This is a genomic window from Rhodococcus sp. NJ-530, assembly GCF_003860625.1.
Taxonomy (GTDB): Bacteria; Actinomycetota; Actinomycetes; order Mycobacteriales; family Mycobacteriaceae; genus Rhodococcus_F; species Rhodococcus_F qingshengii.
The window spans coordinates 5,674,908-5,700,756 of the sequence record NZ_CP034152.1 but is presented as its reverse complement, the minus strand read 5'-3'; the positions used below and the strand labels follow the sequence as shown (position 1 = coordinate 5,700,756).

Genomic DNA, 25,849 nt, shown 5'->3' with positions numbered 1-25,849 from the left:
AGAATCCAGATCATCCGCGGGGTCGCTGTCGCACAAGTGCGACAGCGACCCCGCGGTCATTTCTGTGACTCCTTGATTGCGTACAGCCGCGCCTCGAGGCCGTCGAGGACACGGTCGAGTGTGTAGCGATAGTGTTCTGCCCGTGTTGCTTCCGCAGCATCCGGTGGACCGGCGAACTTCCCGATCAGTGTCTCCATCGATGAACGAGGATCTGAGGGTCCGTCGTTACTCAGTCGTTCCAGCATCGCGCTGTGATCGGGTGAAGGCTGTCCGCTGGGAATGCGCCTGGCGTCGTTCATGGCGATCAGTGTGATTGTCGAGGTGAAGGCGACGGTGTAAGCCTGAGCGGCTTCTTCCCCGAACCCGGCGTCGATCAGCGATGCCAATCCTGCCTCCATGAGTTCCCGGCTGCGCTGGGTGGCAACTCCGTTCATCAGCAGCCACTGCGCCGCGCCTGGACACTCGATCAATGCCTCTCGCATCTGCAAGAGCAGATGTGTCAGCCATCGACGCCAATCTTCCTGTGCGGATGGCACGTTCACGGCCGACACCGCACTGTCGACCACCGCAGCCGAGAGTGCGTCCCGATCTCCGACGAGTCGATAGACGACGGAGAACGACGTATCGAGTTCGCCGAGCAGCTGCCGCAGCGACCAGCCCTCGACTCCGTGCTCGCGACTGAGCCCGAACGCCACGGTCAGCACCGCGTCCGCAGTGATCCCGGTGTTGTAACTCCGGCGGCGCTCTGATGTCGCGGCGGACTTCTTGTCAGGTGATGGCGCAGTCATGGTCCGACCGAGCTTAGCGGCGTCGGATCGGTGTGCGTAGTCGACGCAAGCGATTGACGGATGAACTTAGGTGAGGTTTACTTGCCAAATCCGAGCAGTGCTCGGATTTATGCGAACCCCCCGATTTTTCGAAGCTGAAGGACACCATGAAGTTGAAAACGCGACCCGGTTACCTATCGAGGCTGGGTGCTTCGCTGCTGGTCAGTGTCGTTGCCCTGACTGCGGCCGCCTGTAGCTCGAGTGAGGCGGGACCGACGACGGAACCTGCCGAGGGAACGCGTGTTGTGTCCCATGAATTCGGTGAGACGTCGGTTCCAGGCGACCTCGGGCGAATTGTTTCCCTCGACGAATACGCCGCACTCGGTCTCCTTGCCGTCGGCATCACCCCTGATGTGGTCTTCACGTCGTGGGGATCGGAGATCGGCCAGGACATCTTGGCGTCAGCGGGTACCGAGGTGGTCACGGTGCCGCCGCTCGGTGCACCCCCGATCGAGCAGGTCCTCGCCCAGGATCCCGGACTGGTCATCTTCACGTCGATGGGCGATCGGAGCTACTACGACTCCCTCGCATCGACCGTCCCCACAGTGCCGGTCCCGGCCGTCACCACTCCGTGGCGTGAGAATCTTGCCTTCTTCGGACGCGCTTTTGATCGTCAGTCGGTTGCCGACAAGCTGACCGTCGCCTTGGAGGGCAAGATCGCTGACGTCTCTGCTCGGTCCGGTGGTGAAGCGAACACCGTGTCGGTGCTGATGAGCAGTTCTGGAATCCTTGCCACCACCACCGAGCAGGCGCCGCCGTCGTTGCTGTTGGCGGAGAGCGGCTTCGGGCGTCCGGAATCCCAGCGAGCGAATGCGGCTGGAGGACTGCCGTATGCGCCCCTGTCCGACGAGGCGATCCCGGCGCAGGATGCTCGGATCATAGCCGTGTTCGACGAGGGCGTGTACGAGTTCGGCAAGGTTGCCGGTGTTCCCGGATTCCCGAGTCTTTCAGCGGTGCAGGAGAACCGAGTGGCCAAGGTCAACGGAGACATGTGGCTTGCCACTCATCCCTTCGCCACCTTCTGGATGATCGAGGACATGGATGCCATGGCTGCCGGCAATCTGACCGGCACCGGAACCGAAGCTGTTGCCGCGACGCGCTATCAGGAATTCACGGCGCTGACGGCATGAGTTCGAGTGCGTTGAGTCGGCGCCTGGCTCTGCGATGGGGAGCGGTGACGCTCGGCTCTGCGGCTGTGGGTTCTGCGGCTGTGGGTTCTGCGGCTTTGGGTTCTGTGGCATTGAGTGCGTGCAGCCGTGGTTCGGCGAACGAATCCAGTTCTGAGATTTCACCGTTCGACGACGAAGTTCGTGCTGCCGAACAGGCGAGATTTCATAGCGGGCGCACAGTCGAACGGAATCTGACAGCTGCACCGGCTCGGGTGAGTCTGGGCGCCAGAGAGGTCGACACATGGTCGTACGGTGCGGAAGCAGTTGGCCCGGAGCTTCGAATCTCCAAGGGAGACCGGCTCAACGTTCTTTTGCAGAACGACCTTCCGACGGAGACCTCGGTGCACTGGCACGGCATTGCGATCCGCAACGACATGGACGGCGTCCCGCCGGTCACCCAGGAACGAATCCAACCAGGTGCCGAGTTCACCTACGACTTCGTGGCCCCGGATCACGGAACATATTGGTACCACTCCCATTCAGGCTTGCAGGCCGATCGAGGGCTATTCGGTGCACTCGTGGTCGAGGACCCGAACGACCGGACCGGAGCCGACGAGGACGTCGTCATCGTGATCGACGACTGGCTCGACGGGCTGGGAACAACCCCGGATGCAGTGCTTCGCGCATTGTCACCGGACGTGCAGGGAGGACACCACGGGCACGGCGGCACTCCACCGGAAGTCGATGATGCAGAGATTGATTCTGCCGCAGAACTTCTCGCCAGCGGTCACGGTAATTCCGAGGCGCTCGGTGGAATGGCAACGCACATCACGTATCCACTGCACCTGATCAACGGACGGCCTGTGGAAGATCCCTTCGTCGTCAGCGCGACGGCCGGAACTCGGCTTCGATTGCGGGTGATCAATGCCGGGGCGGAGACTCCGTACCGTTTCTCGGTCGCCGGGCACGAGATGACCGTTGTCAGTGCTGACGGGCAGGACGTTGCCTACACAGCCGGAGACGAGATTCTGATCGCACCCGCGCAGCGATACGACGTATTGGTGACGGTGCAGTCCGGCTCGTGGCCCATCGCCGCGAAGGTGGAAGGGAAGTCAGGTGGCGTCGCGTGCCTGCTTCGGACGCCGGATTCGGTAGCGGTCGTCGACCTGACTTCGCCTGCAGTGCTGTCAGGTTCCGGCGGTCGGCTCGTTCTGGAATCGGAGCTTCGCCCGTCAGGAGCGCTGGAGCAGAGGGCACCGGATCGTGCGTATTCGGTGGATCTCATTCAGGCCGGCGATCGATACGTCTGGGGAATGGCGGGCGCCGATGCAGGTCGGTTGAGAATGAAGCAGGGCGAGCGAATACGAATCGTCATGAACAACGACACCGACATGTGGCACCCGATGCACACCCATGGGCACACCTTCTCGGTTCCCTCCTACGGCGGGCTTCGCCGAGACACTGTGATCGTACTTCCGCGTACACAAATGGCGATCGACTTCGACGCCGACAATCCAGGACGGTGGATGTTTCACTGTCACAACGCGTACCACTTCGAGGCCGGGATGACTGCCGACCTCCACTACGTTCGATGAGGAGAGCAGAATGTCAGTTCGCACCGGATTGACCACATTGATCGCTGTTGCAGCGGTGTTCACACTGACGTCGTGCGGCAACGATTCGACGGGATCTACCGAGCAAGCGCCGGTCGAGATCTCGGTGAAAAACCTTGCGTACACACCGAACTCCGTCACCGTGCACACAGGACAGACCGTCACGTGGATTTTCGAGGACCAGGGAATGCCGCACGATGTCGTGTTCGCCGAGTTGGGGATCAAGAGCGATCTCCAAGGAAGCGGAACCTACAGTCAGACCTTCGACAAAGCCGGAACGTTCACCTACACGTGCACACCACATCCGAACATGACCGGCACGATCATCGTCGAAGAGTGAGTGCGGCAATGAAAGTGAACGAGTCCGCAGCCCCGGAAGACTCGCCTGGACTCGTCGACCGAGACGCTTTGGGCAGGATGATCGCGCCGGTGAGAAATCAACTCCTCCTAGGGGCGGGTCTGTCGGCACTGTCGGTGCCACTGCGATTCCTGCCCTACGTTGCGGTGGTCGAGATCGCGCGGGTGCTCCTGACCGGCTCGTCGTTGAACCTGGTCTGGATGTGGGCAGCAATCGGTGCAGCGGGCACAATTCTCGGTTTTGTCGTCTACAACGCAGCACTGACCGTGTGTCACACCGCCGACGCGCATTTCAAATACTCGATCCGCTCGCGTATCGCTCGGCATCTGTCCCGAGTTCCTCTGGGGTGGTTTGCAAATGGTGGCACCGGTGAAGTGAAGCAGGCGATGACGGACGACGTGAAGCGGATGCATCTTCTCGTCGCTCACCTTCCCGCCGACGTGGTGCCCGCGATCCTGTCGCCGATAGTGGCCCTGATCTATCTGGTGGCGATGGACTGGAAGTTCAGCCTGGTCCTGGTCGGCTACATCGGAGTGTGTCTCGCTCTCGCCGCGCCGTCGATGCGCAGAGCCTATCGAACGAACGTCGACTCCTGGAATCTTGCAATGTCGACATTGACCTCTGCGACAGTAGAACTGGGCGACGGTATCGAGGTTGTCAAGACGTACGGGAGTGGGAGTCGCGCATTCGCGCGCTACTCGAGCGCTGTCGATTCGATGGTTGCGGTGTGCGTGCGATGGATGTCGGGGATGGGAAGGCCGGTGGTCGCGATGTCGATCCTCCTCTCACCGGCGGTACTCATCGTGGTCATCACGGCGACGGGAACTGCAATGTTGTCCGGGGGTTGGATTACCCCGGTAGCTCTTGTTGCCTTTCTGGTCGTCGGAATCGGTGTTCCGTCGTCGGTTCTGCACATGGGAACGATGGCCAACCTCTACCGCGAAGGCCAACTGGGAGCGACTCACGTCGAGAGCATCCTCGGCGAACCAGAGCTGGCCGAACCTCAGGATGCAGTGCCTGCTCGCAGCACTTTGGTCGAATTCGACAGCGTCGGCTTCGAATACACTACTGGGCAGCGCGTCCTCGAGAACATCTCCTTCGAGATGCAACCGGGCACCGTGACCGCGATCGTTGGCCCCTCCGGCTCCGGAAAGACCACTTTGGCGCGTCTACTTCCGCGGTTCTGGGACGTCACGGACGGGTCTATTCGACTGGGCGGAAGCGATTTACGAGATCAGTCCAGTCGCGAAGTCTTGAGATCAATGGCCATCGTCTTCCAAGATGTTGTGCTCCTGCGGGACAGCGTGCGCGAGAATATTCGGCTCGGTCGACCGGATGCAACGGATCTGGAAGTGGAGACAGCGGCGAGGCGGGCGCAGATTCACGACGTGATCATGCGACTGCCGGACGGGTACGACACCGAGATCGGTGGTGGTTCGGGCGGTGAGCTGTCGGGTGGGGAGAAGCAACGCCTGACGATCGCCCGCGCCATCCTTCAGAACCCGCCGATCGTCATCCTGGACGAGGCGACTTCGCAGGCCGATCCCCACAGTGAATCGGCCGTTCAACGCGCACTGGGCGAGATCAGTGCAGACGGCGGCACCCTGATGGTGATCGCTCATCGACTGCACACCGTCCGATACGCAGATCAGATACTCGTTCTCGACGCCGGACGGATCGTGGAAAAAGGTACGCACGAACAGTTGTCGGCGCTCGGCGGAACCTACGCGCGGATGTGGGCGCTCCAGAACCCCCTCGTCGAAGACATCTCTCCGCGAAAGGCGCCGCAATGATTCGAGACCTGGACGAAATCCTCGGGCGCGACAATGGGATGCGAGGTCAGATAGCAGGTTTCGCGCTCGCCGGGATACTCGAGGGTGTCGTCTTTGCACTGATGATTCCGATCCTGAAAGCGGTGGTTCGCGGCGATTACGACGCCGCAGTGCCGTGGGTTGTCACGGCTGCTCTCGTGGCGGTGGCCTGTGGCGCCGTACGGTGGATCGCCGAGAATCGGGCATACCGCATCGGAATCGAGGGTTTTGCCGGTGGAATCATGCATCGCCTCGGTGATCACTTGGTGCAGGTTCCGCTCGGGTGGTTCAGCAAGGCAAACCGTGGAGCGTTCACTCGCCTGGTCACCGAGGGCACGGCTATCTTGATGAGCATCCCGGGAATGATCATCGCGCAACTCGTCACCGTCACGGTGACTCCAGCGACAGTGGCGATCGCTGTGTTGTTTGTGGACTGGCGACTGTCCCTCGCGATGGTCGTCTTCGTTCCACTGGGGATTCGGGCTTACCGCAACGTGCAGCGTGCGGTTGTTCCCGAATACGAGGCGATCGGCAAGAGCGAATCCGAGTTGGCATCGCGCGTCGTCGAATATGCACAGGCGCAGCAAGTTCTACGTTCGGCCGGTAAGAGTGGCGAAGGCTGGACTCGGTTGGACGAAGCTCTTGTGTCCAACCGGGACGCACACCTGCAGGAAATCGGATCGGTCGACAAGTATCTGCTGCGGTTCATGATCGTCGTTCAGGTTGCCTTTCTCACCGTCCTGGTACTGGCGGCACTGCTGGTCACCACCGGGTCCATCGACACAGCAAGCGTGATCGTTGTTCTCGTGTTGGCCGTGAGGTTCGTGGAGCCGATGCAGATGCTCGCAGGATTCGGTGAAGGTATCTCACTGGCCCGGGTGTCGCTCGGATCTGTCCGAGAGATGATCGATGTACCGGTGCTGGCGGAACCTGAGGTGCCGAAAGAGCCTACGTCGTATGATATTCGGTTCGATTCGGTCTCCTTCGGCTACGGCCCGGATCGCGTGATTCGTAACGTGAGTCTCGAATTCCCGGACTGCTCGGTCACTGCTCTGGTCGGTCCTTCCGGTTCCGGAAAGACAACTCTGGTTCGGCTGATCTCCAGATTCTGGGACGTAGACGAAGGTGCGGTAACCATCGGGGGAGCCGATGTTCGCGAGATCGGAACGAGAGCATTGATGTCTCGGATATCGACTGTCTCACAGCAGGTTTACCTGTTCGACGGAACCATCCTGGAGAACGTTCGGTTGGCGCGTCCGGATGCCACCGAGTCGGAGGTCCGTCAAGCAGTGGTGGACTCCAGGCTAGGCGAAGTGATCGACCGTTTGCCGAGCGGTGAGGAGACCAGGGTAGGTGAAGGCGGATCACTGCTGTCCGGCGGTGAACGTCAGCGGGTCTCGATTGCGCGGGCATTCCTCAAGGACACTCCGATTGTTCTTCTCGACGAAGCGACTTCCGCCCTCGACGGAGAGAACGAAGTCGCCATCACCGAGGCAATTCACCGATTGGCCCGTGGTCGAACGGTGGTGATCATCGCTCATCGCCTGTCGACTATTGAGGGAGCAGATCGCATCGTCTACCTCGAAGACGGTGGGGTGGAGGAGGTCGGCTCCCACGAAGACCTGATCGCGCGAGGTGGGAAGTACTCGGATTTGTGGGCCGAGCGCAGTGGCGCGGAGGGATGGAGGATCGACCGAGCGCCTAAGCGGTGAAGAAACCGTGTGGTTTGATCGACGAATGGACGAAGCCGCTGCAGATCCAGTGAAACCGCCGCGCAAGCGCCGGTGGCCTCGTTGGGTCGCAGGCATTGCGGTGCTCGGAGCGGTTGTCTACGCGGGCTCGATCGTGTGGATTTCCGTGGCGTCGGCCGGCCACACGTCGGACGCCGCCGATGCTCCCGATGCTCCGGTCGTGATCGTGCTGGGCGCGCAGATCAAGGACGGCAAGCCGATGGCTTTCCTGAAAGGGCGGCTGGACGCAGCAGTAGAACTGGTGGAAGCGGGAAAGGCTAAAGCGGTCCTGGTCTCCGGCGACGCGAACGGCGGCTCGGGTGACGAGATCGCCGCGATGACGAACTACCTGGTGGAGCAGGGAATCGATGCGCGTCGCATCGTCGGGGATCCGTACGGCCTCGACACCTACGACACCTGCTTCCGGGCCATACATACGTATGGGGTGACCAAGGCGTTGATCGTCACTCAGGGGTATCACGTGCCACGCGCCGTGGCATTGTGCCGAGACGTCGGCATCGACGCAGACGGGGTGAACAGCGATTGCGGGTGCGCAACTCCGACGCTGATCAAGAACGCCGCGCGGGAGTGGGTCCTTGCCAAGCCCAAGGCGGCGCTCGACATGCTGTGGAGCCGGGACGCAAAGGTGACGTCGCCGTCGGAGGACTCGGTCCAGGTGGCGCTGTCGATTCCCTGACGCGGGGTGAGTGCGCACGGTTTCTGTCGAGTGAACACACGCTCCGGAGAGTCGGAGCGTGTGTTCACTCGAGGTGAAGGGTGCTCGGTCGAGAGTCAGATCAGTGCTGCGGCGGCGAATGCTCCCAGTGCGATCAATGCCGCGCCGGTGACGCTCTGCACGCGACGGTCCACGACGCACATGATCGAGAGGAATCCCGGCATCGAGCCACCGCGCTTGGTGTGCACGATTGCCGCGAGGCTGGGCATGCAGCGGCCAAGGGATACGACTGTGAACAGCGCCGCCCCGAGAGCCGGTGAACCCGAAGCCATGACGCCGAGTGCCAGGAGGTAGTACGCACTCGAGCGGATGAAGATCAGAAATCCCGGACCGATGATCGCGCCGAAGATCAGCGAGACCTTCCAGGGCGCCATCGTGCGGCGCAGATGGCGCGGAAGCTGTTGGCGCCGCATCGGAGTCGGCATGCTCACCGCACCCAACTCGTGCAGCCCGTATGCAACCGCGACGACGGCCCAGACGCCCAGCGCCCAGCCGACCGGCACGTACCCGGACATCGCCGCACCGAGAGCGCCGATCAATGCCCCGGTGACGGCTCCCGTCGTGACCGAACCCAGAGCGTGCCAGCCGAGTCGGCGGACGGGAGTCGAGGATCCCTTCCGATCGACTTGCTTCGGCGCCGCAACAACTCCGGCGACGGACATTCCGCAGGTCGACCAGTTCGCGGCCAGCGACGTAACCAGCCCGGCGCCGATAACAGCTGTGGTCAAAGCTGTTGTCGCAGATGGCGTGGCCACGAGTGCGAGGCCGGCACCCGCAGCGGCGCCCGCCGCGACGAGGCTGACACGGGTCGCGGTGCCGACCGATCCTTGAAGGGTCGGCCGGATGTCAGGGACGTCGGTCTGCAGTGGGCCGTGTGAGAGAACAGTAGTCATCAGATCCTCCGAAGTGTTTGTGGTTCAGGAAAAGTGTCGAGCCGAAGTCGCAGCGAAAAGTGATGAGCCAGAGTTCACAGCACTGTGATGACTCCGATCATGTACGGGTGGACGGAGCACGAATATTCGTAGACTCCGACGCTCTCGAACGTATGCCGGAAAGTTCCGTCTCCGGTGATACCGCTGTCGAACAGGCCGGGTGATTCCACGTGATGCAGGAGTCCGCCGTCGTCGAAGCGCCACTCGACGGTGCCGCCGTGCTCCACGGTGACGTCCATCGGACTGAACTGAACATTGCTGATCTCGACCACCACGTCGGGGACGGGATCTTCTGTGCCGCAAGCTGGGACACACGTCGCCGCGACGGCGAGGCCGAAGCCGGCGATCCACCTCCTCACTATTGAACGATCACGGTGCCCACCATCATCGGGTGGGGCGTGCAGTGGTAGGTGAAGGTTCCGGCGTCGTCGAACGTGTACGAGAAGGTTCCCTCGGTGAGCAACTCGCTCTTCAGTTTCCCGTCGAGATCACCGTTGCCGACCACGTCGTGGGGGAGTCCGCTGTCGTCGAACTTCCATTCGACGGTCTGTCCCTTCTCGATGGTGACCGATGCCGGTGTGTACGCCATGTTCTTCACCTCGATCACGACTGCAGGTTCGTCCGACGACGCACCGGCATCACTACTGCAGGCGGTGAGGCTCAGGGCAGCGCACGCGGCCAGGAAAGCGGGAACGAGCTTCTTCATGAGGTGTTCTCTCCATTCTTCGACTTGTCAGCGGACGTAACGCAGATTTGCCGTCATGCCGGCCTCGAAGTGGTAGGCGTTGTGGCAGTGGAACATCCACTCGCCGGGATTGTCGGCGTCGAACTCGATGGCAAGCTCGGTGCCGGGTAGGACGTTGACGGTGTCGCGGCGAAGTCCGCCGTAATCCGGTACCGCAAACGTGTGGCCGTGGGTGTGCATGGGGTGCCACATCGTGGACGCGTTCTTCATCGTGATCCGGACCCGTTCGCCCTGTTTCATGACGAGCTTGCCTGCATCGGCCCCCGCCATTCCCCAGACGTACCGATCGCCGGCCTGGATCAACTCGATGCGGTAGTCGCGATCAGGCGATTTCGTCTCGAGCCGTGCGGATTCCGTGGGCCGGAGTTCGCTTTCGGTGACCAGTCGGCCGGCCAGTTCCGAGAGGTTTCCGCCCACATCCGGGTTCGCCAGCGCCAACGCGTCGGTGCTGCGTAGGACGGTCGACGCATAACCATCTCGGCCCTCGACCTTCGCCACCACCGGCCATGTTCCCGACTTCACCGTCACCAGCACGTCGTAGCGCTGCGCCATTCCGACGATGATGGTGTCGGCGGGAGTTGGTTCCACGTCGTAGCCATCGGTAGCGACAATTGTCATCTCGTGACCGGCCACAGCAAACCGGTACGGAGTTTCGGCGGCTGCGTTGATGATTCGCAGTCGCAGGGTCGAACCGGGCGCTGCAGTCACGACAGCAGGATCGTTGGGTGGCCGCCCGTTGATCAAGTGCAGTGGATACGCGATGTGTTGAGTCATCCCGCCGAGTGGTTCGGAAGAACCGTGTCCGCCGCTCACCAACTGTTGCGCGACGGACATGTCGGCTTCCGAGTGTTCCGCCGGAGTTGTTGCCCCACCGCCGTGTCCGCCGTGCCCGCCCGAAATTGCCGGGTTCAGGGCCATCAGGACGGAATCCGGGGTGGTACCCAATCCGTCGAGCCAGTCGTCGAGCACCAGAACGGCATCGGCGTCGGCCCCGGTGATGTCGTTCGGATCCTCGACGATCATGGCGCCGAAGAGCCCCCGATCGGCTTGTAATCCGCTGTGCGAGTGGTACCAGTACGTTCCCGGATCCGTTGCGATGAAGTTGTACTCGAAACTCGAACCGGCACCGATGGGGGCCTGCGTGGTGGGTGCCGCGCCGTCCATGTCGTTGCGGACTCGAATTCCGTGCCAGTGCAGTGTTGTTTCGGCGTCGAGGCCGTTCTGGACGCTGACGTTCACCCGGTCACCGGACTTCAGGCGAAGTTCCGGAGCCACCGCAGCGCCTCCGTACGTCCACGTGTTCACGAGGCGTCCGCCAAGATCTACCGTCGAGAATCCGGCGGCAAGGGCAAACGCAGCGGTGGTCCCGTTCCAGGCTCGCGCCGATTCTGCGGCGGCAACTTCGGGGTCGGTGGGCAGGATGTAGTCGAGATCGGTTGTGGGCGTCGGAGATGCTGCAGTGGAACTGCATCCGGCAATCGTCCCCATTGCGCCGAGCCCGAGTGCTCCGGCGCCGAGTGCTCCCAAACTCAGGAAGCGGCGCCGGCCCATCACCACACCGGATCCGGGACGACTCATCGGAGTACTTCTGGTGTGATCAACCCGCTGACATCCCCGACGTTGCCCGAGACATCGACGGAACTGACCTGCTCGCCGGTGCTCGCGTTGTAACCCACGATCTTCTGCGGAGCGGAGCCTTCGACCTCAGGTCCGGTACCGAGCACGTAGAACGTGGCGCCGTCGACGGAAAAGGTCATGCTCTTGATGTCTGTCAGGCCGAGGTCTGCAAGCGTCAAGCTCTTCACTGGGGCGAAGGTCGTTGCGTCGGACAAGTCGATCTTGACCAGTGAGCCTCCCCGAGCAGAGTCCGGATGAATAGCCGTGTCCGTGTACGCGATTGCGAGCCGGGTTGCGTCGGCGTTGATGACGTTCTCCGAGAATCGACCGGAGTCCTGCCCGGCGTTTCCGATCGGCTTGACACCTTCCTGAGGTAGTCCGTTGGAGAAGTCGAAGACGTACACATCGCCGTTCTCACTGACCAGCAAGGCTTTATTCGCTTTCGATGCCCACGTGACCTTGCGGGTGGAGACAAAATCCTCGGGTAGGACCTTGCTTCGGGCGGTTTCCTTCGGAACACCGTCGTCACCGATCGTGACGTGCAGCAGTTCCCGGGTGTCCTCGCAGACGCTGTACAGCGCGTGATCGACCATCCACGTGAACGGACCGCAGCCGACTATCTGGAGTGCACCGGTCGCTTCCTTCTTCTCGAGGTCGACCACTCTGATGCCGTACAAACCGTCGTCCCACGTGACGAAGAACTTGCCGTCGGAGGTCACGGCGTTCGAGCCGGGACGGGAATGTACGCGTGCGACGTCCGGAAGCATGACCTCGGCTGGTTCCAGCAGGTTTCCGGAGTAGGTGCTGACCGTGAAATCTGCTGCGCCGCGGGAACCTCGGGGCCGCCACACCTCGGCAGCGAGCACCGCAGGATCTTCGGCGGAATCCCCGACGAATCCGTGAATGACCGGATCCCAGATACCCGGGCCGACGGTGATTCGGCTCTCGGCCACACCAGTTTTCGGATCGATGACGTTGACGCTGAGCTCGAGTTGGCCGAATCCACCTTCGACGCCCAGCAAGCGGTCAGCTGCGATCGGGGTGATCGAACCGACGTGCAACGGCTCGGGAATGGTGTCGCCGATTTCCTGGTCGTCGTGACCGAGGGAGATCCCCTCGCCCGGTGCAGTGAACGGAACTGTCGGATAGGTGACATCACCTGCGCTGGAAGGTTCGTCGTTGTCGGACGAACTGCAACCGGCCAGCGCGAGTACGACGGTGAGTGGGATGACGGCAACGGCGGGTCGCGCCAGTTTTCGGGTTCGCGGACTGCTCATGATCCGGCACCGACCTTGGGGCGCTCGGCCGGTCGAGTCTGGCAGTCCTCACCGATGATGGGCGCCATCGTGCAGGTGTATGCCTGGGACTCGTCGGAGACACACCAGATGATTTCCTGGTCGTAGCTTCCGGAGACCGGGTTGTACATCACGGCCTGCATGTCCGGTTCGCCGCAGAATGCGTTGGAACACGAAGGCGCACCGCAGCAGTCGTAGTAGGCGATCAGATAGGTCTTGCCGGTATCAGGGTTGGTGCAGCATCCGACCCAGAACTCTGCGCCGGGCTTGCTGCCGGGGGCGCAGGTGGTGACACCGCCGCCGTTGCATGCGGCACAGGACGTTCCGTCCATGTTGCACCAGCGCCAGTACTCGCACTCGGCCGGATCTTTACCGTCGTAGACAGGGACAAGAGGTTCGGGGCCAGGTGCCGGCGCAGGAACCTCGGGCTCTTGGGCGAAGGCACTACGTGTCACGGGAAGTGTGCTGATCAGTGCCACTCCTGACACACCCATGGTCCACTTGCCGATCCGACTGATCATGGATCGCCGCGAAACTCGTTCGGAGAGTTTACGTCCGGTTCGGCTGGTAAGCGAACCGCCCTGGCCCGCCATCCATTCGGCCTGGGCCTGAACTGTCGCCTCGTCGACGGGATATCGATTCTCCGTCATGTTGTGCTGCGGGAATTCATTGTCGTCCAACGATTTTCTCCTGATTCGTGAAGAGGATCGAACTGTGCAGGAAGATCAGGCCGCGCTGCCGGATTTCGCCTGGGCATGAAGGTGCTGGAGTGAGGGGGTGCCGGATTCGAGCGCATTGAGCAGGCTTTCCACCTGAGCCATGTGATTGCACAGGCCCTTTCCTCTGATCTTGCCGTGCTCGTCGAGAATCACGCCGTACGGAGTGGTGCCCACCTGGTATGCGATACCGACGTCTCGAGCGTCGATGTAACTGAGCTCGGAACCGATCCCGCTTCCGGCCAGGAACTCGCGATGCTCTTCGGGTGTTCCGTCGGAGATGATGATCACGTCGAGATCCGATTCGGCTCGGGCCATTGCCCTTACGCCGGGAAGAAGGCTCTTGCACGTCGAGCAACTCGGTGCTGTGAACAGCAGGAGTTGCGGTTTGTCGCGGTGACCACCGACTCCGACGGTCCGTCCTTCCTGATCGATGAGACCGGCAAACGACGGGCCGGCCTGTTCGACCTTGGGCCCGGTATCCATCATCCGGGCACCGAGAGGTCCGAGACGTACTTGTACGCGGCCGATTTCACGAGCCAGAGCAAGAACCATCAAGAACAGTACGGCTACGGCGATCACCAGGATCACTGTCGCGACAAGGAGGAAATTGGTCATCGGGGTGGTCCTGCCTTCGAGTTTTCAGTGGTGGGGATGTAAGTTCACGAGCCGTACCGGGACGCGGTTTCGGCGGTTCGGAGGCGGATGGAGGCGCTCGACAGATAGTCGTCGACTGGGCGTCGTCCGAGGTGGACCACCGAACGAATCTGTGCGAGAGCAACTCCAGCCAGGACGAGGAGGAATCCGAAGGTCGCCGCCACGGCCTGGACGCCGATCTCAGCCTGTCCGGCGGTGACCGACAGTGCCACAGCGATCACCGCGAGTGTTCCGGCGCGAACGGCGTGGAACCATCCGATACGCGGAATCTCGCCGACTCCGAATGCAAAACATCCGCAGTCCAGATCGCTTCGCCCACGCAGGAGGTTGATCGTGAGGCCCGTGAAGAACGACGCGAACATGACGGCAGCAACCAAGGCGGCGAGGCGATGGGCCACGCCGAGAACCAGGAGGATGCCTACGACGGTTTCCGCGACGGGAAGGATGCGAGCGATCGGTACTTCGAGTCGCACCGGCAACACTTTGTATCCGCGCACCGAACGAAGGACCCCGTCGTGGTCGTTCAGCTTGGGAATGCCGGCGAGCAGGAGAACAAATCCGATGATCGCCGAAGTGGTGGCGCTGACCAAGTGCATGCTTCCTCCGTTCCTCTCGGGTAGTGCCGGTGGTGTGTGGGACACATCCTGTACGGGCGATGCTGCGAACCCGCGTCGACCGCGCTACGCCTGGACGAGGTGCAACTGAGAGAGCAGTTGTCGTGTGAGAATCGGAGAACTCGCAGGTCAAGGTGCTGCCGGAGGGGGCGGATACCGTCGGCCGCCCTTGATCCGGCATGACGCTGGGGGGAAACAGAGTCGGATTCTCACTTGAAAGTTCTGTGCGCGCCATCTTGGAAACTGCGCGGAAACATAAGCGGACTAACTTGACCGAATTCTGACAATTCGCTCGTAGGTTCGGGCCTGGACGCGACGGACGGTGACACATGGCCGTGAGTGCGGCACTGCGTGCGGCGATCACGCGAGCGCAGAATGCGGATCAACACAGTGAGCCCGTGTTCTCGCCGCTCCGTGGTCTCGGACGAGGACGTCTGACCCCGATCGACCTGTTGGGGCAATCACTTTCCACGATCGCTCCGGCAACGGGAATGGTGTTCATCGCCCTGTGGATGATCACCTACAGTCCCGGCTACGTCGGGTTGGCTGCGATTGCTGCGACAACTTCGGCGGTGTTTCTCGTTGCGTTCTGCATCACTCAGTTCACGCGGAGACTGGCCGCAGCAGGATCGTTGTACAGCTTCGTCTTCCAAGGCTCCGGTATCCGGGCGACGCTGACGGCGGGCGCCGCACTGGTACTCGGGTATCTCGGAATCTCGGTTTCGGTTTTCTCGCAGGCGGTTCCGAGTCTCCTCGATACCATCGCCATCGTCGGCCCCGACGTGCGAGGAACTGCCGCGACGGTGATCACGACGGTGGCGATTGCCCTGGCCGTCGCGTGGATTGCAGTGCGCGGCGTCCGGTTCGCCACCCGAGCGATCCTGGTCGTCGAAGCGTGCTCGTTGATTCTCATCGTCGTGGTCATGCTGGCGACGCACATTGACACGACAACTGCTGTTGCCCTGCCGAATCCGTCGCTGAGTGCAGTTCCGTTTCTCGCGATGCTGACGGTGCTCAGCATGGCGGGCTTCGAGAGTTCGGCCTTCTTCGGCCCGGAAGCGAAGCGACCACTCATCAGCGTCACACGCACGGTTCTCATTTCGCCGATCATCTGCGGGGTCCTCTTCGTTTTTGCGGCCTGGGCGGCGATGACCGGCCACGGCGCGACGATCGTCGGAGCGTACTTCGAGGGAACGGCATCGGGGGCCAGCGCGGAGGTGGTTCTGGCAGTCAAGATCGGAATGACGTGTTCCTGGTTCGCATCCACTCTCGGTTGTGCGCAGGCGGGTTCGCGGTTGTTGTATTCGATGGGGATCGAACGGGTACTGCCTGCGCCGCTCGCTCGCGTGCACAGACGGTTCCGCACCCCGTACGTTGCGGTACTTGCGTTCGTCGCGGTAAGTGCGGCGGGAGTATTCATCTATTCGGATACGGTTCGCGACGATTCGGGATCCTTCGACGGGGTGGTGGAGACCGCGTTGGTCTGCGCTTACACGCTGGTGGCCTTTGCTTCGTGGAAGTTCTTGCGCCGAATCGGGGAACATACGTCGCTGACCCGGATATGCACCCTGTCCGTGAGTACCGCCGGTGCTGGTCTACTGGTCTACATCGTTCTCGACGGTGCGGTTCACGGGATGTGGGCACTGCCGATCGCTGCTCTAGCTGTTGCGGTGTCGGGGACAGTGTGGAGTGCATTGCTCCGTAGAGCCAGACCTGAAAGCCTTCTGATGGTCGGCGCTTTCGACAGCGTCGAGACGGCGGACCTGTTGCCCGGTGCTGGCACTCTGCTGATCGACGGTGACGGGCGAAGGCGACTCGTTCCGGATCGTGGGACCGCCGAGGGTGACTCGCCGGAGCATGGGCGGTGACCGCGGACCGTGCAACCGCTGGTCCACGATCAGGCAAACAGATCGGCGAAGAGACCCACTTCAGTGGACAACAACCGCGTGCAGTTCAGAAGGCGCTGGGGATGCTCGAGGCGGTGGCTCATCTGGGACCGGGAACAACAGCGAAGGAGATCGCCACTTTTGCAGGCGTTCCATCGGCCACGGCGTACCGGATGCTGAATCTGCTGGTGGCGGAGGGCTTTCTCGTGCGGGTGCCGGACCTGTCAGGGTTCGCGTTGGGGCGTCGGACTGCCGAGCTCTCGCATGCGGCGTCGTCGAGTGGTCCGGCGCCGACGCTGCACGAGCGCGTCGAGGACATGCGGACACACACGAGGTTCGGATTGCACGTCGCGTCATTCGCCGGTGGGCGCTTGCGGTTCGTCGACAAGGATCCGGATCACGAGATCATTGGAATAGCGGCACTGGCCAAGAACCTTCACGCGAATGCGCTGGGGAAGGTTCTGTTGGCGCACGACGAGCGGTTGCTTTCGGGTTTGGAACTTCGCCGGGTCACGGAGTTCACCCTCGGTGATTTCGATGCGTTGTATGAGCAGTTGAGGTCTGTTCGCCTGCAGGGTTTTGCATTCGAGAACCAGGAATGTCGCCTGGGTCGATCCGCGGTGGCAGTACCGGTTCGAGATCACGCAGACCAGGTGGCCGGCGGGTTGTGTGTTCAGGGAGCGAGCGGGCGAGTGACGGACGAGGATCGAGAGTTGGTCGGTTTCCTACTCGATTGTGCGCGTCAGCTCACCGGATTGCTCTGACGTCACACGCGCAGGCTCAGGGGGAGCCCGGCGGTCATCAGGACCACGGACTCCGATTCACTGGCGATTCGGCTGTTCACCAGACCGAGTAGATCGCGGAACAGCCTCCCGGACTTCGTGTCCGGGACGACGCCGCTTCCCACTTCGTTCGTGACGGCGACAATCGGAACCGGACAGGCGGTCCAGGCGTCGGCCAACCGGTCGATATCTGCGTGGACGGCGCTGAGATCTTCTGTCGCCCACGCCCGATGTCGATCCAGACATGCGGTCAACCACGTGCCTAGGCAATCGAGCAGGATCGGTGTTGTTGCGGTTGCGAGAATCTCGGTCACTTCGGAGGTCTCTACCGTCGTCCACGTCGACGACCTCCGCGCGCGATGCGACGCAATTCGTTCGATCCAGTCGGGATCGTCGTCCTGCGGATCCCCCGTGGCGATGTACGTGACGTTCCGGTAGCCGGCAAGCAGGCCCTCCGCGTAAGTGGACTTGCCCGAGCGGGCGCCACCGGTGACCAGAGTTCGATGGCTCTGTCCTACCCCGATCTCGAGCACAGCTCCATCCGGAACCGCCCGCGCCCCGGACAAGCGAAGTTCCTCCGAGAGTTCGTTTTCGACCGGGTTGTGGTGCCCGAGGTGTACGGCGACCACATCGGTTCGATCGGTGATCGCGTCGCAGTTGCGTAGTCGGCTCACCGTCTCCGCGAAACTCGGCAGATCATGGTGCCCGGTGCCGTGGTCGGTCTTGTGGCCGAAGGTCTCTTCGAGAAAGACGGCGTCGAAACGCGCGTCGGCAAGGGCGTCGACAGTGGATTCGGGCAGAGCCCCGGTGTCGGTGGCCCAGAAGATTCGGGTTCCGGATGCGTCGGTGATGTCGTAGAGAAGGGTGGTTACTTCGTGCGCGGCTTCGAGTGTGCGAACACGATAGGTGCCCAACATGATCGACTGGCCGGTCTCGAGCGGTGTGAAGGTCACCGGGTCATCCGGGCCCACCCAGTCTCGGCAGAGAGCGAGCGCGTCGGGTGGTCCGAGAACCTCGAGTGGTTCGCTGCGCGATGCCCAGGACCGGAACAGCAATGCCATCGGGCCGAGGTGATCGGGATGCGAATGCGTCAGCAGGATGTGTTCGACGTGTGCCAGCGTGCGACCGAATCGCGACGCGGCACGCGGTACTTCCGGACCACAATCCAACAGGATTCTGTTGTCCACCAGGGCAGCAGTGTGCCCGCGAATGGTTCCACTCGACAAGGCTTCCAGGCAGGAGGGGCAGGTACAGAACGGGTTCGGCCAACCGTCAGCAGCACCGGTGCCGAGCAACATCAGTTCCATCAGCGGGTGCCCTCCTGCCGAATCGGAACAACTATGGGACCGCTGGGCCGGTCCAGGATTTCGACCCGGGCGCCGTACACGCGGCCGAGGAGGTCTGCCTCCAGCACCGATGAGGGAGTGCCGTCGGCAACCACGCTGCCCTTGTCCAGCAACACGATTCGTCGACCGTACTGACCCGCGAGAGTGAGGTCGTGCATCGCGGCGATGACCGTGATGTTGTCGGCTTCACGCAGTTCCTCCACCAAGTCGAGAACCTGCTGCTGGTGGCCGATGTCGAGGGCACTGGTGGGTTCGTCCAGGAGCAGTACCTGCGGTTCTTGAGCCAATGCCCGAGCCAGGACCACGCGTTGCAATTCGCCACCGGAAAGTTCGGTGGCTCGTCGATCTGCGAACTCGGTGAGGTCGAGCCTCTCGATCACCGAAGAGATCACCGAACGGTCAGTGGCGGTTTCGGTTCCGAAGCGTCGTAGATAGGGAGTGCGGCCGAGCGCAACCAGTTCGGCAACCGTCGCGCCCTCGGGTACCACCGGGCGCTGAGGCATCAGCGCGACGACGGCGGACATGGCCTTGCGGCTCGAACTGCGTGGGTTGAGTCCCCCGACGGTGAGTTCACCGGTGGACGGAATCAATCCAGCGAGGGCATGCATCAAGGTCGTCTTGCCGGCGCCGTTCGGCCCGACCACGGCAACCCAATCGCCGGGTGTCACATCGAGATCGATGCCGTCGACGACGTCTTTGCCGCCGAGGTTGACTCGGAGGTCGCGGCATCGCACTGCGGTGTCGGTCATGTGGAAACTCGACTGCGGCGCAGAACCAGAAGGAAGAACGGAGCGCCGATCATCGCGGTCACAACTCCGATGGGGAGTTCGGCCGGTGCCATGACCGTGCGGGCGGCAACGTCGGTGAGGACGAGAAACGCCGCTCCGAGCATGAGTGACAGGGGGAGAAGCAGTCGATGAGACGGGCCGACGACCAGTCGAACCGCATGGGGAACAACGATTCCGACAAAGCCGATGAGTCCACTTGCACTCACGACCGCGGCCGTTCCCAGAGTTGCGGCGAGCACCAGCACCAGGCGTGATCTGGCCGGGTCGACGCCGAGGCTGGCGGCTTCGACGTCACCGACGGCCATCACGTCGAGTACGCGCCGGTGTACCAGGATGACGGCTGAGGCCAGCGCAACGTACGGCAGGACAACGAGAACTTCCGACCAACCGTCGGTGGACAGTCCGCCGAGTAGCCAGGAATAGACCTCGCGCAGTGAATCGTCGAACCGTTGCTGGACAAAAGTCTGCGCTGCATTCGTGAACGCTGCGACTGCGACACCGGCGAGGATGATGACTACCGCGTTCTGCGGCCCGCCTATGCTCCGGCCGAGCGAGTAAGTTGCGAACACGGCCAGCACACCACCGACGAAGGCGGCCATGGGAATTCCGAACATGCCCAGCGCTCCACCCGAAACGATGGCGAGGGTTGCGCCCAGTCCGGCTCCGCTGGAAACTCCGAGGAGATACGGATCTGCCAAGGGATTTCGGAACACGCCCTGGTAGGCGGCGCCGGCTACGGCCAACATTGCTCCGACCAACGCGCCCAGGACTACTCGCGGAAGCCGGATCTGCCAGAGAATGGCCTGCTGTGTTGCGGTGAGGCCGGAATCTATATGGATGCCGGGTATTCCGTCCAGAAGTTCGAGAATGGTCCGATCAGGCGTCAAACCGGCCGGCCCCACCAGAACACCGATCAGCAAGGCGGCGCACAGAATCAGCGCGGCGCCGAGCAGAACGGCGGTCCGATGTTGGGAGATACCGGCTTTGATCATCGAGTGCTCAGGCCGCGGGAACTTGGGCAACGATGGCCGCGACGGCCTTCACCTGGTCGGCGACACGAGGTCCCCAGCGGCTGGAGAGGTCTTCGTCGAGCACATGGATCTGGTTGCCGGTAACCGCTTTCATGCCGCTCCACCCGGGTCGAGCGGCGACGGATTCTGCTGTCACTCCGCAGCATTGGGAGTCTGCGAGAAAGATGAGATCGGGATTGGCCTGCACCACGAATTCGGCGGACAACTGCGGATAGTCACCCTGCCCCGCGGCGTCGGCGATGCTCTTCATTCCGAACAGCGAGTAGATCTGCCCGACGAAGCTCGAACTCGTGACGGTGTAGAGCGAGGAGTCGAGTTCGTGGAAGTACGTCAGCGGCTGTTGGCGCGCAGGAACACTGGCGACAGCGGCGTCGATGTCCGAGCGCATGGTGTCGACAACTTCGGTGCCCTTGTCCTCGTGGCCGGTGGCCTTCGCGACGCGCTCGATCTGGGCGTAGACGTCGTCGATGCTCGTCGCTGCCGGTAGTAGGAGTGTCGGCACCTTCGCCTTTTGCAGTCCGGAGACAAGATCGTTCATGTCATCCGATGCGATCACCAGATCCGGTGCGTAGCCGAGGATGGCTTCGACGTTCGGTTGAAAGCCCGAGAGATCGGTGACCGGGATACCGGCCGGGTAGTCGGACTGATTGTCGACGGCCTTCACCTGATCGCCCGCGCCGACGGCCCACAGGGTCTCGGTGGCGCTGGGACTGAGTGACACGATCGACTGCGGACGTGACTCGATGGTGATGTCCGTGCCGGAATCCGTGGGACCGGAAACAACAGTCACCGGGAACGAGCCGTCCGAGGCGGCTGTGGTTGCGGGTGCATCGGACGTCGAGCTACTGCACGCACCGGCAAGCAGTGCGGTGCTCACCGTCAGTGCTGCAAGTACAGATCTGAATTTACGTGTCGGCCGAGTACTCACAGCCACCCCTCCGCTAGTGGTGAAGGGTCGCGAGCAGCGCGGCCGCGAGGCGAAGCGCCACGAGCGGTCCTTCGTCCGAGAACCATCGTGTCGCCACGAGGCCGGTGACCTGACTCGTTCGCCTCGAGTAGTGACGGGCGAATTCACAGTTGCGTCGACAGTGCCGGGGTTTCACCGAACTTCACACGAGCAGCGTGGCACCCCGGTGAACCGGGGCATCTGCACTTTACAGGGGTCGTCTGGCTTGACCCGGGAGGTCAAGGCAGGGTAAATATCTATTCCACTAATGAACTAGTGAAAGGGTTCGGATGATCGACTTCCGTATCGACCGCCGATCCGGCATTCCCACTTACGTGCAATTGGTCCTTCAGGTGAAGCAGGCGCTCAGGCTCGGTGATCTCCAAGTCGGGGATCGGCTGCCCACAGCCAAGGACGTCGTGGGAGCGCTCGCGATCAACCCGAACACAGTCCTGAAGGCCTACAAGGAACTCGAGCGCGACGGACTTGTTGCTCCGCGGCCTGGATTGGGCACGTTCGTCGTCAAGTCCCTGGCCAAGCCCGGTATGGCGGAAAGCTCTGCGCTACGTCGTGAGTTGGCGCGTTGGGTTGCAGATGCCGTGGCCGCCGGACTCGAGCGCACGGACATCGAAGCATTGGTGAGTTTGGAGCTCGAGAAGACGTTCATCGAATCGGACCCGTCCGGAAAGCAGGGGGAGACAACATGACTGCGCAAGAATCGGCACTGACGATGCAGGACGTGGACAAGCGCTTCGGCAAGAAGAAGGTGCTCGACGCCTGCACATTCGAGGTCGCGACAGGAAGCATCACTGCCCTGGTCGGGGTGAACGGAGTGGGCAAGTCCACACTGATGTCCTTGGCGGTCGGGTTGACGATGCCTGACCACGGTTCGATCTCCGTCCTGGGCAGCACGCCGGATCAGGACGGCATCTGCCCAGGCCTGTCGTAACTCGCTCAGCACAAGCCGCTGTATCCCAAATTCACTGTTGCAGAACTTCTTCGATTCGGCGCATATACCAACGACGAGTGGGATGCGAAGTACGCTCTGGATCTGGTGGAGCGCGCTGGAATTTCTCTCGATGCGAAGGCGAAAGCCCTGTCGCCAGGTCAACGAACCAGGGTTGCACTGGCTTTGGCGCTCGGACGCAGACCGCAGTTGCTTCTACTCGACGAGCCCTTGGCGGATCTTGATCCCGTGGCGCGGCGGTCTGTGGCGACCACTCTGCTCGAAGACGTTGCCGAGTACGGCACCACAGTTCTGCTGTCGTCACACATCGTCTCCGAATTGGCAGACGTCTCGGATCGACTTCTTCTGCTGGGCGGCGGAAACGCGAGATTGTCCGGTCCGTTGGATGAATTGATCGCTGCCCATTACGTATTGATCGGGGACGGCGATCCTTCGGACGTGGTCGGCGCCGGTGCGGTCATTCATACCGACAAGGGGATGCGGTCGAATTCTCACGTGGTGGAGGGAATCCGTCCGAGCCCTCGGGCCGGCTGGGTGATCGACGACGCAACTCTCGACGACGTGGTGCTCGGGCACCTGAGCGCAGAAACGATGGTGGCGGCATGATCTGGGTTACGTGGCGGCACCACCGGACATCGCTCGTTGTGTCGCTTGGATTCATCGCAGCTTTGGCTATGGCAGCGATAGTCGGCGGGATCGGAACTCGAAGTAGCTTGGGTGCAGAGGGCCGAGGAACGTACTTCGGGTGTGTCGGGGTCGGATGGGACTGCTGGGCGGATACCGCCGTTACCGGCGTGAACACGATCGCCGCCGCCTTACCGGTACTACTCGGGGCGCTGGTGGGCGCGACGGTATTCTCCCGCGACATCGATCAGCAAACACATGTTCTCGGTCTGACGCAGTCGGTGAGTCGAGCACGATGGTTCTGGATGCGAGTCGTTGTTGTCTTTCTTCCGCTCACTGCCGCAGCCGCGATCCTCGGTTTCATTCTCGAAGCCGCTCGGGTTGGATTCGAGAGTTGGAGTTATGTGGTCAACGTCGGACCCGTTCAGTCGTACGGAATGAGTTCGATGCTCTTCCCTCTGTTCAATTCCAGCGGAATCGTCTTGGGTGCATACACTTTCATGGCGTTGGTCGCCGGAGCTGCGGTATCACTGCTGGTGCGATCACCCATCGCCGCGGTGGCCGTCACCTTAGTGGCCGTCGCAGGTTTGATGGTGGGATTTCAGAATCTGGCACGGCCGCACTATGCCGAGCCGACTGTGCTGACGCAAGGTATCGACCACGACACTTTCTACGCAACTTACGTCATGGACTCCTCGATGGCGTGGGTAATACGGAGTGGATACACCGATGCCAACGGGAAGCCGGTCGAGATCGACTATCAGGCGTGCACTACCGATACAGCCGGCAATGAATACGATCAGCGATCCGACGAGAGTGACGTGGATTTCTACGTTCGCCAGAAGGCATTCTTGGCCCAACTCGATGCCGACTACCGTGAGTGTGTGCTCGCGCAGGGAGTGGACCACTACGAAACGTGGTACCACTCAGTCGACCAGGTCCGGCGATTTTAGTTCACGGAAGCTGCACTCGTCCTGATCCTTTCAGGCCTGTTCCTCCTGCCGGCGCTCTGGGGTCTACGACGCCTCAAGCCGTGATTCAGCGGGCGACCGGCGCGACCGTCAGCTGGTTGATGTTCGCGCCGGTCATCGAGCAACCCTTTGTGGGATAGGCAAGGAAGACCGAGTCGTAGCTGTTGGGCGGGTAAACCCTCAGTCCCGCAACGTCGGTCACGCCGCACTGATCTGCCGGGTAGTTCTCGACGTTCGTAGCTCGCACCAAAGACGTTGCGGCAGAGCCAGGGGCAAGGGAGACGAGTGAACCGGATCCGGAGCGGCCGGCTGCAGCACCCACTTCGCTTCCGGACGCTCCCGTGACATACGAGACGCCGGGGAAACCGTCGAGCGTGCACGTGCGGCCGCCCGTGTTGGTGAAGACCACCGGAAGCTCCACAGAACCGGCGGCGCCACTCGACTCGCCGAGGGTGACGTTCAGTTCCCCGATCGCGCAGCCTTCGGGATTGGGTGCCGTCGAGGTTGTGGTTTGGGTGTGATCGGTATGGGTCGTCGAAGGTGAAGCGGTGCCGGTCTGGGTCGTCGGCGCAGAGGCGGTCGTCGTTGAGGCGGGTGCCGGTGAACTCTCGGCCGTTCCCGTTTCATCCGAGCCGCAACCGCTGAGAAGGGCGAGAGCAGCAAGTGGAGCCGCCAACAAGCCGACGTTGCGCACGCGGTTGGGATTCATCGCTCTGTACTCCTCAAGCTGGTCGACAACTGGCTCCGGAACATCCGTGTCCGGTATATCCGAATCCGAGGCCGGATGTGCAGAAACGAATCAGGCTCGCCGGTGATCAGGACCTACTTCCCGGATGGATTGCCGCTGCGGATCTAGCATGAGAAATGACCTGTCCGGATCGCGACCACCGGGAGTAGCGCATGTTCACCTTCACCAGCGACGACGGAGTGGTCATTCATGTCCACGAATGGCCCACCGAGCAGGAACCTCGAGGGGTTGTTCAACTCGCGCACGGTATGGGTGAGCACGCAAAACGCTACGCACACGTCGCCGAAGCCCTGAATGCTCGCGGTTTCCACGTCTACGCGGCGGACCACCGCGGCCACGGTGAGAGCATGCACGCCGGCCCAGGCAACATCGGCGACGACGGCTGGAACCGCTTGGTGGCAGACATGGTGACCCTCACGGGCATCATCCGCGACAAACACCCCGGCCTGCCCGTCGTACTGCTCAGCCACAGCCTCGGTTCGTTCGCTTCGCAGCAGTACATCCTCGATCATTCGCACCTGATCGACGCCGTCGCACTGTCGGGGACCACCGCGGTCGATCAACTGATCGAGAGCCTCGTCAACGACGGCCCGGACGTCCTCGCCCAGTTCAATGCGGAATTCGAACCGGCCCGTACTCCGCACGACTGGCTCAGCCGTGACGAAGCGCAGGTGGATTTGTACATCAACGATCCGCTGTGCGGTTTCAGCCTGGACGACGCCGGCATGGGTGGACTTATCGCAGCGGGACCGAGGTTCGTCGACGTCGAGGGTGTGCGACAAGACCTTCCGATCCTGGTCTTCGTCGGCACCTCGGATCCTCTCAACGCCGCACTGAGCCGTACCGACGTCGCAGTCGAACGGTATAACTCGGCGGGGATCGAAGACGTCACCTACTACACCTATCCGGGTGCCAGACACGAGATCTTCAACGAGACCAACCGCGACGACGTCATCAACGATCTGACGACGTGGATGGACCGCGTACTCGAAGCGTGACC

At 62.1% G+C, this 25,849-nt stretch carries 25 protein-coding genes and 1 pseudogene; 12 read left to right on the top strand and 14 right to left on the bottom strand.

The annotated features are described in order from the left end of the window. Positions 1-56 precede the first annotated feature (56 nt). A complete protein-coding gene (locus EHW12_RS26590) occupies positions 57-788 on the bottom strand; it encodes a TetR/AcrR family transcriptional regulator C-terminal domain-containing protein (RefSeq protein ID WP_125052143.1) in 732 nt (243 codons plus the stop codon). A gap of 146 nt (positions 789-934) precedes the next feature. On the opposite strand from EHW12_RS26590, the gene EHW12_RS26585 reads away from it, so the two are divergent. The 6 genes from EHW12_RS26585 to EHW12_RS26560 are packed head-to-tail and all read left to right on the top strand — an operon-like array spanning position 935 to position 8,145. Then, complete coding sequence (locus EHW12_RS26585; protein WP_125052141.1) at positions 935-1,957, top strand: ABC transporter substrate-binding protein; 1,023 nt, start codon at positions 935-937, stop codon at positions 1,955-1,957. Then, entirely contained in the window at positions 1,954-3,531 is a 1,578-nt protein-coding gene (locus EHW12_RS26580) for a multicopper oxidase family protein (RefSeq protein WP_125052139.1), read from the top strand. The genes EHW12_RS26585 and EHW12_RS26580 overlap by 4 nt, the downstream gene beginning before the upstream one ends. 10 nt (positions 3,532-3,541) lie before the next feature. Continuing rightward, the gene (locus EHW12_RS26575) at positions 3,542-3,889 is read left to right on the top strand and encodes a plastocyanin/azurin family copper-binding protein (RefSeq protein WP_003940254.1); all 348 of its coding nucleotides are present in this window, start codon (positions 3,542-3,544) and stop codon (positions 3,887-3,889) included. After that, a complete protein-coding gene (locus EHW12_RS26570) occupies positions 3,886-5,700 on the top strand; it encodes an ABC transporter ATP-binding protein (protein ID WP_232508899.1) in 1,815 nt (604 codons plus the stop codon). The genes EHW12_RS26575 and EHW12_RS26570 overlap by 4 nt, the downstream gene beginning before the upstream one ends. Next, entirely contained in the window at positions 5,697-7,430 is a 1,734-nt protein-coding gene (locus tag EHW12_RS26565) for an ABC transporter ATP-binding protein (RefSeq protein ID WP_125052137.1), read from the top strand. The genes EHW12_RS26570 and EHW12_RS26565 overlap by 4 nt, the downstream gene beginning before the upstream one ends. A gap of 25 nt (positions 7,431-7,455) precedes the next feature. After that, positions 7,456-8,145 carry a YdcF family protein gene (locus EHW12_RS26560; RefSeq protein WP_037128722.1) on the top strand — a complete coding sequence of 230 codons (690 nt, stop codon included), beginning with the start codon at positions 7,456-7,458 and terminating at the stop codon, positions 8,143-8,145. A 95-nt stretch (positions 8,146-8,240) separates the two neighbouring features. Here EHW12_RS26560 and EHW12_RS26555 read toward each other — a convergent pair whose 3' ends face one another. From EHW12_RS26555 to EHW12_RS26520, 8 genes are all read right to left on the bottom strand, one after another. Further along, positions 8,241-9,077, bottom strand: coding sequence for a hypothetical protein (locus EHW12_RS26555; protein ID WP_042447112.1), 837 nt, complete (start codon positions 9,075-9,077; stop codon positions 8,241-8,243). A gap of 74 nt (positions 9,078-9,151) precedes the next feature. Beyond that, entirely contained in the window at positions 9,152-9,475 is a 324-nt protein-coding gene (locus EHW12_RS26550) for a cupredoxin domain-containing protein (RefSeq protein ID WP_080712742.1), read from the bottom strand. Continuing rightward, on the bottom strand, positions 9,475-9,822 hold the full coding sequence (locus tag EHW12_RS26545) for a plastocyanin/azurin family copper-binding protein (RefSeq protein ID WP_003940240.1): 348 nt from the start codon (positions 9,820-9,822) through the stop codon (positions 9,475-9,477). Before EHW12_RS26545 ends, EHW12_RS26550 begins: the two co-directional genes overlap by 1 nt. Before the next feature lie 27 nt (positions 9,823-9,849). Beyond that, the gene (locus tag EHW12_RS26540; RefSeq protein ID WP_007729699.1) at positions 9,850-11,439 is read right to left on the bottom strand and encodes a multicopper oxidase family protein; all 1,590 of its coding nucleotides are present in this window, start codon (positions 11,437-11,439) and stop codon (positions 9,850-9,852) included. Continuing rightward, complete coding sequence (locus EHW12_RS26535; RefSeq protein ID WP_125052135.1) at positions 11,436-12,755, bottom strand: hypothetical protein; 1,320 nt, start codon at positions 12,753-12,755, stop codon at positions 11,436-11,438. The genes EHW12_RS26540 and EHW12_RS26535 overlap by 4 nt, the downstream gene beginning before the upstream one ends. Beyond that, positions 12,752-13,423 carry a methylamine dehydrogenase light chain gene (locus EHW12_RS26530; RefSeq protein ID WP_029256402.1) on the bottom strand — a complete coding sequence of 224 codons (672 nt, stop codon included), beginning with the start codon at positions 13,421-13,423 and terminating at the stop codon, positions 12,752-12,754. Before EHW12_RS26530 ends, EHW12_RS26535 begins: the two co-directional genes overlap by 4 nt. A 75-nt stretch (positions 13,424-13,498) precedes the next feature. After that, on the bottom strand, positions 13,499-14,107 hold the full coding sequence (locus EHW12_RS26525; protein WP_047271944.1) for a redoxin domain-containing protein: 609 nt from the start codon (positions 14,105-14,107) through the stop codon (positions 13,499-13,501). Between the two features lie 44 nt (positions 14,108-14,151). After that, complete coding sequence (locus EHW12_RS26520; protein WP_125052133.1) at positions 14,152-14,742, bottom strand: MauE/DoxX family redox-associated membrane protein; 591 nt, start codon at positions 14,740-14,742, stop codon at positions 14,152-14,154. Positions 14,743-15,089: 347 nt separating this feature from the next. On the opposite strand from EHW12_RS26520, the gene EHW12_RS26515 reads away from it, so the two are divergent. Both EHW12_RS26515 and EHW12_RS26510 read left to right on the top strand, forming a co-directional pair. Beyond that, on the top strand, positions 15,090-16,628 hold the full coding sequence (locus EHW12_RS26515) for an APC family permease (RefSeq protein ID WP_125052131.1): 1,539 nt from the start codon (positions 15,090-15,092) through the stop codon (positions 16,626-16,628). After that, the gene (locus EHW12_RS26510; protein WP_019745572.1) at positions 16,625-17,410 is read left to right on the top strand and encodes an IclR family transcriptional regulator; all 786 of its coding nucleotides are present in this window, start codon (positions 16,625-16,627) and stop codon (positions 17,408-17,410) included. The genes EHW12_RS26515 and EHW12_RS26510 overlap by 4 nt, the downstream gene beginning before the upstream one ends. Positions 17,411-17,412: 2 nt before the next feature. Here EHW12_RS26510 and EHW12_RS26505 read toward each other — a convergent pair whose 3' ends face one another. From EHW12_RS26505 to EHW12_RS26490, 4 genes are read right to left on the bottom strand one after another with little or no spacing between them, the layout of a single operon-like run. Beyond that, positions 17,413-18,735: a bifunctional adenosylcobinamide kinase/adenosylcobinamide-phosphate guanylyltransferase gene (locus EHW12_RS26505; protein ID WP_125052129.1), complete on the bottom strand. Its 1,323-nt coding sequence runs from the start codon at positions 18,733-18,735 to the stop codon at positions 17,413-17,415. After that, entirely contained in the window at positions 18,735-19,523 is a 789-nt protein-coding gene (locus tag EHW12_RS26500; RefSeq protein ID WP_003939852.1) for an ABC transporter ATP-binding protein, read from the bottom strand. Before EHW12_RS26500 ends, EHW12_RS26505 begins: the two co-directional genes overlap by 1 nt. Beyond that, a complete protein-coding gene (locus EHW12_RS26495) occupies positions 19,520-20,554 on the bottom strand; it encodes an iron ABC transporter permease (protein ID WP_125052127.1) in 1,035 nt (344 codons plus the stop codon). Before EHW12_RS26495 ends, EHW12_RS26500 begins: the two co-directional genes overlap by 4 nt. Positions 20,555-20,561: 7 nt before the next feature. Next, entirely contained in the window at positions 20,562-21,521 is a 960-nt protein-coding gene (locus EHW12_RS26490; RefSeq protein ID WP_003940083.1) for an ABC transporter substrate-binding protein, read from the bottom strand. A gap of 308 nt (positions 21,522-21,829) precedes the next feature. Between EHW12_RS26490 and EHW12_RS26485 the strand changes: the two genes are divergently transcribed. The 3 genes and pseudogenes from EHW12_RS26485 (at position 21,830) to EHW12_RS26475 (ending at position 24,083) form a co-directional block, all read left to right on the top strand. Beyond that, complete coding sequence (locus EHW12_RS26485) at positions 21,830-22,246, top strand: GntR family transcriptional regulator (protein ID WP_125052125.1); 417 nt, start codon at positions 21,830-21,832, stop codon at positions 22,244-22,246. Continuing rightward, a pseudogene (locus EHW12_RS26480) lies at positions 22,243-23,112 on the top strand (ABC transporter ATP-binding protein). Before EHW12_RS26485 ends, EHW12_RS26480 begins: the two are co-directional and overlap by 4 nt. Beyond that, entirely contained in the window at positions 23,109-24,083 is a 975-nt protein-coding gene (locus EHW12_RS26475; protein WP_125052123.1) for an ABC transporter permease, read from the top strand. Before EHW12_RS26480 ends, EHW12_RS26475 begins: the two are co-directional and overlap by 4 nt. Positions 24,084-24,168: 85 nt before the next feature. Here the strand turns inward: EHW12_RS26475 and EHW12_RS26470 are convergent, their stop codons facing one another. Continuing rightward, positions 24,169-24,810: a DUF4232 domain-containing protein gene (locus EHW12_RS26470; RefSeq protein ID WP_003939793.1), complete on the bottom strand. Its 642-nt coding sequence runs from the start codon at positions 24,808-24,810 to the stop codon at positions 24,169-24,171. 191 nt (positions 24,811-25,001) lie between these two features. On the opposite strand from EHW12_RS26470, the gene EHW12_RS26465 reads away from it, so the two are divergent. Continuing rightward, a complete protein-coding gene (locus EHW12_RS26465) occupies positions 25,002-25,847 on the top strand; it encodes an alpha/beta hydrolase (protein WP_003939910.1) in 846 nt (281 codons plus the stop codon). The last annotated feature ends 2 nt before the right edge of the window (positions 25,848-25,849 follow it).